This window comes from Paenibacillus sp. GL_099_B (genome assembly GCF_057835695.1).
In genome coordinates this window covers 120268-132638 of record NZ_CM174430.1, presented here as the reverse complement: position 1 = coordinate 132638, position 12371 = coordinate 120268, and the positions used below count along the sequence as shown (strand labels likewise).

Below are 12371 nucleotides of genomic sequence, written 5' to 3'. Positions count from 1 at the left end.
CGGCTAGGCGGTGTTCTTTCCACTTACACTGTATGGAACTGGTAAAGAAAAATTACGCTTTGTTGTTGGAACCAAACTCGCGAATTTTACCTTTAACGGTTTCTTTGATTGCATCACGGCCTGGTACGATGAATGTACGTGGATCGTAAGCATCTGGTTTAGCTGCAAGCACTTCGCGAACCACTTTGGAGAACGAAATTTGGTTCTCAGTGTTCACGTTGATTTTGGAAGTTCCCAGGGAAATCGCTTTGTCGATATCATGTTTAGGGATACCTGTACCACCATGCAATACCAATGGAACGTTAACTGCATCGCGAACTTCTTCCATTTCTTTGAAGCCCAAGTTAGGCTCGCCATGGTAAGGACCGTGTACGGAACCAAGAGCTGGAGCCAATGTGTCGATACCTGTTTCTTTAACGATACGTACACACTCGTTCAGGTCAGCGTACATGATACCACCGATAACGTCGTCTTCTTGTCCACCAACAGTACCTACTTCGGCTTCTACAGAAACGCCTTTAGCGTGTGCATATTCAACAACTTTTTTAGTCATTTCGATGTTTTCATCGATGGAGTGGTGGGAACCGTCGATCATTACGGATGTAAATCCAGCATCGATCGCTTCTTTACACTTATCAAAGCTGGAACCGTGATCCAGGTGAATAGCAACTGGAACCGTGATTTTCATGTCGTGAATGAGTCCTTCTACCATTTTAACTACTGTGTAGAAACCGCTCATGTGACGCGCCGCGCCTTCGGATACGCCCAAGATTACTGGGGATTTCTCTTCTTCAGCAGCAGCAAGAATCGCTTGAGTCCACTCAAGGTTATTGATGTTGTATTGACCAACTGCATATTTTCCTTCGAGTGCTTTGTTCAACATGTCTGTCATAGATACTAATGGCATGGTTTCAATCCTCCTAGGGGTGTTGGGTTGTGTCTATGGTTTTTAGCCGAAATCACATACGGGCTTATTATACCACATCCCATGTCAAATACTAAACAAGCATTTGCAAAAATGCTGTGCTTTGCAGCACAGTTTTCATAGACACAGCATGACGACGTCCCCATTTCCAATATTCCCCGGACGCTTGACCGAAATACCCTGCATACCCACCCGTTAACTCTTAGAGCTTCACACGCAAAAAAATCCTGTATCTACAGGATTCAGCTGCACTTATTCGCAGTATCATTTCGAAGCTGCATATTGACTGCCACACGCATTTCATCGATATCAAACGGTTTCGTAAAGTGCATGAGCGCTCCAAGATCCGTAGCTTCTTTGATCATGTCCAGTTCACCATAGGCCGTCATCATGATGACTTTGATATCCGGATCAATTTCCTTAATATGTTTCAGAATTTCCAGGCCATCCATGCCAGGAATCTTCATATCAAGCAGCACAAGATCAGGTTTGTCATTATTTACTATCTCCAGGGCAATCTTCCCATTAGGCGCTTGGAACGTATTATATCCTTCGCTGCTGAACACTTCCATTAACAGGATTCGAATACCGTTTTGATCATCAACAATCAACACTTTTTTATTTTCCACTGAGTAACCTCCTAGAATTAGGAAAGCATGTACGTCTGAATCTGGATAACAATCCCATAGTCGTCATGATAAGTATTCTACCTTACCCATTGAAATCCTGCTTACATCCCAAAATGCCAAAAACCATTTTCACTTAACTTTACCCACTAAAAAAGGATGCCCCCGGCACCCTTATCGGCCGCCAAGAACATCCATTTATTTATAACTTAATGATCAACACTTATTTTCCAGCGCTCTCCAGAGAAGCTTTTACAAACTCACGGAACAACGGCTGCGGACGGTTCGGACGGGAAGTGAATTCCGGGTGGAATTGTACTGCCAAGAACCATGGGTGTCCTGGAAGCTCCACGATCTCAACCAGACGTCCATCCGGGGATGTACCCGAGATAACCAAACCGGCTTTTTCAATCGCTTCACGGTATTCATTGTTGAACTCGTACCGGTGACGGTGTCTCTCATAGACCAGTTCATCATCATAACAAGACATTGCCAAGGAACCTTCCTGAAGCTTACAAGGATACAGACCCAGACGCATTGTACCACCCAGGTTTTCGATATCTTTTTGTTCAGGCAACAGGTCGATTACCGGGAACTCTGTAGCTGGATTAATCTCGGAGCTGTTCGCTCCAGTCAAACCAACGATGGAACGTGCATATTCAATAACGGAAACCTGCATACCCAAGCAAATACCGAAGAACGGAATTTGTTTCTCACGGGCATAACGAATCGCCGATACTTTACCTTCAATACCCCGATCACCAAATCCGCCTGGTACGAGGATCCCGCCTACGCCGTTCAGCAGATCGCCCACATTCTCATCCGTGATATCTTCGGAATGAATCCAGCGGATCTTCACATCAGCATTGGATGCAAATCCTGCATGAGACAAGGATTCAACAACACTCAAATAAGCATCATGCAAAGCTACATATTTACCTACAATGGCAATCTCCACTGTATGCTTCAGCTTGTTGATACGGTCAACCAGCCCTTCCCACTCGCTCATATCCGGTGCAGGAGTAGTCAGCTTGAGGTGGTTTACCACGATCTCGTCCAAACCTTCTTCACGCAGGTTCAAAGGCACTTGGTACAATGTGTCTGCATCGCGGCATTCCACCACGGCGTTTTCATCAATGTCACAGAAGAGAGCGATTTTGGCTTTCATGTCTTTGGACAGCTCATACTCTGTACGGCATACAATGACGTTCGGCTGAATTCCGATGCTGCGCAATTCCTTCACACTGTGCTGAGTCGGTTTGGTTTTCACTTCACCGGCAGCCTTGATGTAAGGAATAAGTGTTACATGGATGTACATGACGTTGTCACGACCTACATCACTCTTGATTTGACGAATAGCTTCCAGGAAAGGCAAGCTCTCGATGTCACCTACTGTACCGCCAATCTCTGTAATTACAACATCCGAACCCGCTTCACGTCCTGCGCGGAATACGCGCTCTTTGATCTCGTTCGTAATGTGTGGAATTACTTGTACCGTTCCGCCCAGATATTCCCCGCGCCGCTCTTTGCTGATGACGGAGGAGTATACTTTACCAGTCGTGACGTTGCTGTTTTTGGAGAGGTTGATGTCAATAAAACGTTCGTAGTGGCCAAGGTCAAGATCCGTTTCCGCGCCATCATCCGTTACAAAAACCTCACCATGCTGATAAGGACTCATTGTTCCCGGGTCGATATTGATGTATGGATCAAACTTTTGAATGGTTACCTTCAACCCTCTGTTTTTCAGCAATCTGCCCAGCGAGGCAGCCGTTATCCCTTTGCCCAGGGAGGACACAACTCCGCCCGTCACGAAAATATACTTTGTCACTGTTATTACCCTCCTAATATAAGTACAGAAATTCAGGCGATATATGGTATTATCGTAACCCGTTTCCCAGGTAATCATCGTTAAAAAGAGCAATGGCAGAAATTCCCTGCATCTGCGAACTGCTCTTTCATGCGAAGACCGTGTGTAAACAACGTTGTTCTACAGCGTAGAATGGTGCAAACCTTCCGGGAGCCAACTACCGGGCCCGTCCCTAAATAGATATCATTGCATCGATCCATTTGGTGTTTTGGATATACAAAAATAGACCACGGATTGTTGGCCGGGAGCATGCGGAATTCAAATCATTTTGCAAAATTCTGCCTCTAAAAATACAAAAAAAGTACTCCCGCAGGACGGGGCACTTTTTATAAAAAACATAAATATTTTGTCGCTCATTCATAAGCCCATGCAATAGTTTACCCGTTACCCCGTCTGCTGTCAAGGCTGACTATGCGGGGAAAACAGGTAAACTATCGACGTCAAAAATGACTGTTACTTATCGGAATCGTCGTCAAATTCACCCTCGTCTTCGGACTCGTCTTCATCGTCTTCATCGAGGTCTTCCTCTTCCAACTCGTCATCTTCAACTAGAACTTCTTCTTCGCCATCTTCTTCGTCAAAGATGTCTTCTTCTTCTTCTTCTTCATCGTCATCATCATCTTCGTCCTGATCATCATCAGAATTATCGAAGTCTTCGTCGCTGTTGTAGCTGTCTTCCTCTTCCCCGAAGTCCTCATCTTCCAGATCATCGTCTTCATCGTTGATGATGCGCGGACGCTTCGCACCCGTCATGGTATCTTCCGATCCAGCTACCGGATACCAGCGCTTCAAGCCCCACAGACTTGTACCGACGCAAGCAAAACGGCCATCGATATTAATCTCGGTATATAACTGGGCGATAAACTCGTTGATTTCTTCATCAGTCATTCCGCGCTGTTTAGCTACCTCATTCATCAAATCACGGTAGTAATACGGCGTATTGGCCGCTTTCAGCACCATAAAGGCGAGGTCCACCAAAGGAATCTCTCTGACCTTTTCTTTATCAATTTTCAAATTGAGCGAGGTACTCACTGACAGACACTTCCTCTCACACAAAATTCACTTTATATCCCTACGAACTGGAATGTTACATATAACATATCCATTAACAAACCTAAGTAAAACCTATTTAGCCTCAAAAAGCAAGTTTTTATGTATGGATGTCTCATAAATCCAAGAAGCGACTTCAAACGAGCAATGTACAGACCCGTAAGAGACCGCTAACTCGCGGGCATATCGTCCTTTTTGCAAAAAAAGCATGATCATATAAAAAAGACGGAGTCCCCTCCGCCTTCTGACTGTATACCCTTGAAGGATCGCTCCTCACCAGGGTCCCCGCGAGAGCCCTCTAGCCCTCCATCCATCATATGTCCCTGCGCCCGTTTTGACACGAAGAGAATGTGTTTTTGTAAAAAAAGGGCAGGTTCCCCATGCGGCGGGATCAATGCATTCATAGAATACCTCAGCATGTTCATCCCGAAGGGGGCTGCCCATTATGGACTATACTGGTTTTCTACATCAATTGGTTGAAGGAATGCAACGTCCCGAACCAGAACAGGGGCGGCGATACCTGATCCGGTTCGCCAATCCGAAGCAATATGAAGCCTGCCTCGTGGAACTGTCGCGGATGAGGAATGAATTTACGGATCTTGGTATGGTACGCTCCTCCCGGCTGGCCCGCTCCATTATCGCCCCGGTGCATGACCTAGAAGAATTATCTCGCTACAGCAATGAGATTACGGTAGAAGAAGATGTATCCATCTCACTACATGCCACCGCGCTTCACAGTAAACCGAGCAGTGCTCAGGGCATACCTTGGGGCGTCAAACAGATTCACGCTCCCAAAGTATGGTCCGTATCCACGGGACATCGAATCAAAATCGGCGTGATCGACACAGGTGCGGATTATCAACACCCGGATCTTCGCTATTCACTGGCACGCGGAATCAATCTGTTAAACCGCAGTCTGCTTCCTCATGATGATAACGGTCATGGCACCCATATTGCCGGAACCATTGCCGCAGCTAACAGTACGGCAGGTATTATTGGCGTAGCCCCTCGCTCCCTGATCTATCCGGTGAAGGCATTCGACCATAATGGTTCGGCCTTCGTGTCAGACATTGTGCTTGGCATCGATTGGTGTGTACGCAATCGGGTCGATATTATCAATATGAGCTTTGGCATGAAAACGCGTAGCAAAGCATTGCTTGATGTCGTGAACCGTGCCTATCAGGCCGGGATTGTCATTATCGCTTCGTCAGGGAATGACGGCAAACGTCGCAGCATTGATTATCCGGCACGTTATCCGCAAACGATATCGGTTGGGGCAACCGACAAAAACCGGCGGATTGCCTCGTTCAGCAACCGAGGTGCATACGTCGATGTATATGCGCCAGGGGACAAAATTGTTTCCTCCTGGGTGCAAGGTAAGCACCATGAGATGAGCGGCACCTCCATGGCGACATCGCACGTCAGTGGCGCCATAGCGCTCTTGCTTGCGAAGCATCCCGGCCTGTCGCCAGCCGAGATCAAAACGCTCGTAAAGCGCGCAACCGTTCCGCTGCGCGCACGCAAGACCACCACCGCGAAGAGCAAAATACGCGGTGGCGAGATTGACGCCCTCAAGCTAATGCAGGAGGGTGGAGGGTAAAGAGCGCTTCCTGCCGCAGGGAGCCGTTCCGTGAAGCATCGCAAAGCGTAGCACTGCTGCGCGGTGTGATGTTTCACGGTGGTTGCCCAGGGCGGCAGGCGGCGCTGGCTCTGGGTGCCTCGGGGCCATGTGAACTCGGCCGCGGGCACAGCAAAAAGTCTCCATGTCCACGCTGCATTGCAGGCGTGGTGCATGGAGACTTTTTGTAAAGCCAGGGCGGCAAAGCACCGCCAGGCCTCGAATTACATTTTGTCCGGTGCGGATACGCCCACCAGACGAAGCGCTGTTGCGATGACGGTGCGTACAGCACCGATCAGCGCCAGACGCGCCTGGGTTTGTCCCGCGTCTTCAGTAATGACGCGCTCTGCACGATAGTAACTGTGGAACAGGGATGCCAGTTCATATACATAACGAACAATACGATGCGGTGCATATCCCGTAGCAGCAGTCGCGATTTCTTCAGGCAGTTCACCCATTTTGCGAAGAAGGTCATATTCATGCTCCGTTGTCAGCTTCGAAAGATCGATCTGTGCCAATGGCAACAGCTCAATGCCTTGTTCTTCTGCCTGACGGTATACGCTGCATACCCGAGCGTGAGCGTATTGTACATAGAATACTGGGTTTTCATTAGACGTCGAAATCGCAAGGTCCATGTCGAAGTCCAGATGAGAGTCCATGCTGCGCATGGTAAAGAAGTAACGAATGGCATCAATGCCTACTTCATCCATCAGATCTTCCATAGTTACCGCTTTGCCTGTACGCTTGGACATCTTCACTTTTTCGCCGTTTTGGAACAAGCTCACCATCTGTGCAATCAGAACGACCAATTTCTCAGGATCGTTGCCCAGTGCTTGCATGGCCGCTTTCATCCGTGGAATGTAACCATGGTGGTCTGCTCCCCAGATGTTAATCATCGTGTCGTATCCACGCGCATATTTATCACGGTGATAAGCAATGTCCGGTGTAAGGTACGTGTACGTACCGTCATTTTTGATCAAAACACGCTCTTTATCGTCACCATACTGCATGGTTTTCAACCAAGTTGCTCCGTCTTGCTCATAGATTTCATTACGATCACGCAATTCGTCAAGTACACGCAACACTTCTCCGTTATCATACAGTGATGTTTCGCTGAACCAGATGTCGAAATTGACGCGGAAGCGATTCAAGTCACGTTTGATCTTGTCCAATTCTTTTTCCAAACCGAAGTCACGGAAATAAGCGGCACGGTCACCTGGATGCATGGACAGCAAAGAATCGCCTTTCTCAGCCACTAGCTCCTTGGCGAATCCTTTGATATCCTCACCGTGATAACCATCTTCCGGCATCTCTGCGTCTTGGCCCAGTTCCTGCAAATAGCGAGCTTCAATGGAACGAGACAGATTAAATACCTGATTACCCGCGTCATTAATGTAGTATTCACGTGTTACATCATATCCGGCATAGTCGAGGATGTTGCAAAGCGCATCACCCACAGCCGCTCCACGCGCATGGCCTAGATGCAGACTGCCTGTCGGGTTGGCACTGACAAACTCCATCTCGACCTTGCGCCCTTCACCAACATTGATTCTTCCATAATTCTCACCCTGCTCATGTACAAGCCCCAGCACAGGATAGAGATAACTCTTGTCCAACTTAAAGTTAATGAATCCCGGCCCAGCAATTTCCGCTTTCTCGATTCCAGCTTCAGCCAGGTTGAGATTGGCAATAATCTCTTCTGCAATCTGGCGTGGATTACGCTTGGCAATCTTGGTCAGTTGCATAGCGGCATTGGTCGCCAAATCGCCGTGTGTTTTCTCGCGTGGTACTTCAAGGGTGATGGTCGGCAGATCCTCCTGCGCAACAATGCCAGCAGTCACAATGGCATTGCCGATGGCTGTACTTACCCGTTCGTTAATCATATCTAATGGATTACGTGTCATGAAATTGGTTCCTCCTGTATATGCAAACTAATCGCGAAATGTCCGGATTCTTCGTCAAAGCGGTAAAAGTCGTAGCTCCACGCTGCGCGTGCGCTCAATCCCTGAATGGAAAGTTCCAGCTCCTGTGTATGCGTGGACAAGGCAAACGACATATACGGCGAGCGGTAAAAACCAGGGAGCTTGCGGTTTAATTCAAAGGTTTGCTCCGATTCCACCTCGCCGTGACGTATAATCTTGATGGATTGTCCGCCCAGCTTCAATGTTGTTCGGGTAATACCGCCCTCGGGTCCAGCCTGTGGCTCTTCATAACGAACATAGAGCACAGCCCCCTTCAATACGGCTTCACCCTGCATTTCCTGCAGTACATCTTCACCTTCATAACGGCTGTGCAGCCGGATCTGAACCGGTCGCATGTTCGACATGAATGTTAACCTCCATTATATTCGAGGCGACGCAAAATCAGGCACGGCCGGTGAGAACAGCCCTTCCTGTATTGTTGTGCCGCTATACGCGCTCATATTCCCGGATAGCTCGCTATCCTACACTCTACTGTATAACTATATCCAGTTCACCCGCTCAATTCAAATCCAAATTCAGAGTTTTTGCCCATCAGCACCAAAAAAAGCAGAGCCACACCTGTAAAGTGCAGCTCTGCCTTGCTTCATTAATAAAGAAATACGTTCTGGATCAGGTCCATTGCGGCTCATATGGAAACGGACAGGTCGACTCTACCAGCTTGGCGCGCACCTGTACGAGACAGCCACAATAGCGGCAAGTCGTATCGTATTGTAACCCTGGACAATCAGCGCAGATGGATAACCGACGCTCATATTCAGCGTCCTCAACGGCCGGACGTGAGCGTGAGGCCAACTCCACGAGCCGGGCTATCTTGGCTTCACTAATCTTCACATCATATTGATCGTTACATCCCTTGCATGGTTCCCGTTTCCCAACACTTCTACTCTGCACGGATGAATCCATCTGATCATCCCTTTATAGCGACCACACCAACAGAGGCCGGAGGCAGTACAAAACGCAGTTTGTTATTTTCCAGCGTAACACCCTTCCATTCTTCAGGCTTAACCCGATCCGGCTGTTCAAATGTGTTGAATGCACTATAATCTGCATGGTGCAGAATTCGTCCCGATACAGCAGAAGCGTCCGTTGTTTCAATCTGACAAACCACTTCAAGCTCATCCGTATGACTAAGGTTACACGCCGTCACATGAATAACGCCATCATTGTTGCGAGAAGCTGACAAACTCAGTTGAGGGATGGTCTCTTCCCCGAAAGTGTATCCAGGGCTCTCGTAATTCAGTTCCAACCGCTGCGCATCCATGTGTACCTGATACATATCAAACACATGATATGTAGGCGTGAGGAGCATCTTCTCGCCTTCTGTCAAAACCAACGCCTGAAGAACATTAACAATCTGGGCCAGATTGGCCATATGAACTCTTTTATTATGTTGGTTGAAAATATTCAGATTAATCCCTGCGAGTACTGCATCACGCATCGTATTTTGTTGATACAGGAAACCTGGATTTGTACCTGGCTCAACGTTGTACCACGTTCCCCACTCATCCACGATAATACCAACTCTGCCCTCAGGATCATATTTGTCCATAATCTCGGAGTGCTTCACAAGTAACTCTTCCATATATAGCGTCTTTTTCAATGTGGTGAACCATTCGGCTTCTCCGAAACCTGTAGCCTGACCTTTATCTGCCCACTCACCTGTTGGAATGGTGTAATAATGCAGGCTGATTCCATCCATAAAACGACCGGCCTCCCGCATTAACACCTCCATCCAGTGATAGTTGTTGTCATTGGGGCCGCAGGCGATTTTATAAATTTCATTCCCGGAATAATTGCGTACATATGTAGCATAACGACGGTACTCATCTGCGTAGTATTCCGGACGCATATTACCGCCGCAACCCCAGTTCTCGTTCCCCACACCAAAGTATTTCAGCTTCCATGGCTCTTCACGGCCATTGCTCTTCCGCCAGTTTGCCATCGGTGATTCCCCATCAAACGTGATGTACTCCACCCATTCCTGCATCTCCTGCACCGTACCGCTGCCCAGATTGCCACTGATATATGGCTGGGTATCAAGTAACTCACATAGTCTCAGGAATTCATGCGCACCAAAATGATTGTTCTCTTCTACCCCGCCCCAGTGCGTATTGATCATCCGTGCGCGCTCACTTTTTGGACCTACGCCATCTTTCCAGTGGTATTCATCAGCAAAACAACCTCCAGGCCAGCGAAGTACGGGAATATGAAGTTTTTGCAGTGCAGTAAGCACATCATTTCGAATGCCTTCCGTATTGGGAATAGGGGAGTCCTCTCCCACCCAGATGCCTTCATAGATACAGCGTCCCAGATGCTCTGAGAAATGACCATATATATTGCGATTTATTAATCCTTGTTCCGAATCAGCCTTTAAAATAACATCAACCATAATTTCAACCTCCTCAAAAGTATTGTTATCGCTTACAATAACGTGTTTCTGAACAGGATTCAACCGTTTTTATTCAAGCAAAAACAAGCCCCTTCCAGCTTCATTTGTCCGGAAAAGACTTGTTTGTTTGCGCTGGCCTCATCAGGCCAAATAAGTTAAGATTTATACACTTTTAGATTGAAATCGCCTTAAAATTATTCCATGGCATGACGCCATTTACTCGTTTTCAGCGGGCAATAACATTTTTTGCTTCCATGTTGTTCCTCCATCTGTCGTCTCATAAATTGCAGGAGAATTGTCGCTTGTTACGACGAGCCAACCTGTTTTGGCAGAAGGAAACGAAATGCGGGAGCTATAACCTGGATCTTTCAGGTCGATATTTTTCCACGTGGAACCTGCATCATAAGAACGTCCGATCCCCACTTTGCCTGCCGCAGGCGATCCTGCGGAGAGATAGGCCGTCTGATTACCGACCAACGCCATGTTCCCTGGGTGACCCCCTGGGTCTGCGGGGCCTTTTCCATTCCCTGTGCTGCTTGTACCTGGGGCCGGGCCACCACCTGCTGTGGATTGAGCGAAGACCTGTCTCCAGTTCTTGCCCTCATTTCCGCTCGCGTAGAGAGAATACGACTGCTGGGACATCCCTGCGTCGCCATACAGAAGGGCCCATACCTGGTTACCGCTTGCGTATAAGTCTCCACCGCTCCAGGTTGCTGATGCTACCTTCAGCGATTGCGTCCAGTTCTTGCCGCCGTTACTTGTCTGCATGATACGGTAACCCGAACCAGGAGCCACTACAATGGCATAACCTTGCTTCTGTGTCGTGAACACAGCTCCGCGTGTATTGGCTGGTGTGGAGATCGGGCTCCATGTTGCACCGCCATCCTTCGTCAAATAAGCTTCATTATAGGTGTATCCAAAGCCTTCGTTTTTATTGCGAAAATCAATTCGTTTAAATTGTATGCCTTTAGTATCCATCCGTGTCCAGTGCGCGCCACCATCCGTTGAGCGGATGAGATACGTCGTTGGAGAATCCTTCACCTGTGCCAAAGCAAATCCATTTACATTATTCGGGAAATCAAGTTGTGTGAACTGCCATTGGCCTGTATAGATGGACTGCCAAGTGCAGCCTGAATTCGATGTACCAATGAGGAATCCCTCACCAGCAGCCCGTCCGGTTGTACTGTTTAGAAAATCGATATCCGTAAATTGCAGTCGTTGGTCTTCCACACCACTGCCTTTTTTCAACGTAGCTGTTAATCCGTGATCTCCATTTCCACACGTTGGAGAGGATGCAGCGTTAGCGCCGGGTAGAGTATGTACCGGTCCCAGTCCCCAAGCCAATGTTACCGATAGTGCGAGTGCGCCAATCCGTTTCCATGTCGTTCTGCTCTTTGTTGTCATTGTGACACCTCCTTCTATGTTTTTACCCCATTTCGCAGGATTTAACGTAACAATTTGTTTAATTCGCGTGACATTATTGCAATAAAAAAACCACTCATGCCCACATTTTTTATCTCATGGGCATGAGTGGTTCATCATTAATCTCTGATAAGAGCTGAGTTAAATGGGATATGTCTTAAAAGCAATGATCACAAAAGTGATACTTAAAATAAGACACAGGACAAAATGCAGTTTATTGTATTTAAGTGTCTTGATGCTAAAGGCGGCATATAACATGGCGAGATTAGCCAGTATTAACGTTAAATTGATGAACAAGGTCATTGTTAATATAAGGTTGATGATAAATATCATAAGTACCGCTATGAACCATTTGGGATACATACTCAATTGAGCCCGGATTGCATGCATAACAAAACCCCTCCCTCTATTTCCATATTATACATAAATGTTAAGATAGATTCATCCCAAATACGTGTTTTCGCTTAACGTGCGGGCGGAATCATATATACA

10 protein-coding genes are annotated in these 12371 nt (G+C 47.4%); 1 reads left to right on the top strand and 9 read right to left on the bottom strand.

Annotated features, from left to right (window positions below; translation table 11 throughout):
- Positions 1-52: 52 nt before the first annotated feature.
- From fba to rpoE, 4 genes are all read right to left on the bottom strand, one after another.
- Positions 53-907 carry a class II fructose-1,6-bisphosphate aldolase gene (gene fba / locus AC3ITG_RS00615; protein WP_024628780.1) on the bottom strand — a complete coding sequence of 285 codons (855 nt, stop codon included), beginning with the start codon at positions 905-907 and terminating at the stop codon, positions 53-55.
- A 260-nt stretch (positions 908-1167) separates the two neighbouring features.
- Positions 1168-1554 (bottom strand): response regulator, encoded by a 387-nt coding sequence (locus AC3ITG_RS00610; protein ID WP_024628781.1) that lies wholly within the window; start codon positions 1552-1554, stop codon positions 1168-1170.
- 220 nt (positions 1555-1774) lie between these two features.
- A complete protein-coding gene (gene pyrG, locus AC3ITG_RS00605) occupies positions 1775-3379 on the bottom strand; it encodes a CTP synthase (RefSeq protein WP_076292186.1) in 1605 nt (534 codons plus the stop codon).
- Positions 3380-3871: 492 nt separating this feature from the next.
- On the bottom strand, positions 3872-4450 hold the full coding sequence (rpoE, locus tag AC3ITG_RS00600; protein WP_489252510.1) for a DNA-directed RNA polymerase subunit delta: 579 nt from the start codon (positions 4448-4450) through the stop codon (positions 3872-3874).
- Positions 4451-4913: 463 nt separating this feature from the next.
- On the opposite strand from rpoE, the gene AC3ITG_RS00595 reads away from it, so the two are divergent.
- Entirely contained in the window at positions 4914-6068 is a 1155-nt protein-coding gene (locus AC3ITG_RS00595) for a S8 family peptidase (RefSeq protein WP_489252509.1), read from the top strand.
- A gap of 242 nt (positions 6069-6310) precedes the next feature.
- Here the strand turns inward: AC3ITG_RS00595 and argS are convergent, their stop codons facing one another.
- From argS to AC3ITG_RS00570, 5 genes are all read right to left on the bottom strand, one after another.
- Positions 6311-7990 (bottom strand): arginine--tRNA ligase, encoded by a 1680-nt coding sequence (gene argS / locus AC3ITG_RS00590; protein WP_489252508.1) that lies wholly within the window; start codon positions 7988-7990, stop codon positions 6311-6313.
- The gene (locus tag AC3ITG_RS00585; protein WP_413374423.1) at positions 7987-8412 is read right to left on the bottom strand and encodes a YwiB family protein; all 426 of its coding nucleotides are present in this window, start codon (positions 8410-8412) and stop codon (positions 7987-7989) included. The genes argS and AC3ITG_RS00585 overlap by 4 nt, the downstream gene beginning before the upstream one ends.
- Before the next feature lie 265 nt (positions 8413-8677).
- Complete coding sequence (locus AC3ITG_RS00580; protein ID WP_489252507.1) at positions 8678-8971, bottom strand: DUF6171 family protein; 294 nt, start codon at positions 8969-8971, stop codon at positions 8678-8680.
- A 4-nt stretch (positions 8972-8975) separates the two neighbouring features.
- On the bottom strand, positions 8976-10457 hold the full coding sequence (locus AC3ITG_RS00575; protein ID WP_489252506.1) for an alpha-N-arabinofuranosidase: 1482 nt from the start codon (positions 10455-10457) through the stop codon (positions 8976-8978).
- Positions 10458-10673: 216 nt separating this feature from the next.
- Complete coding sequence (locus AC3ITG_RS00570) at positions 10674-11861, bottom strand: WD40/YVTN/BNR-like repeat-containing protein (RefSeq protein ID WP_489252505.1); 1188 nt, start codon at positions 11859-11861, stop codon at positions 10674-10676.
- Between the last annotated feature and the right edge of the window lie 510 nt (positions 11862-12371).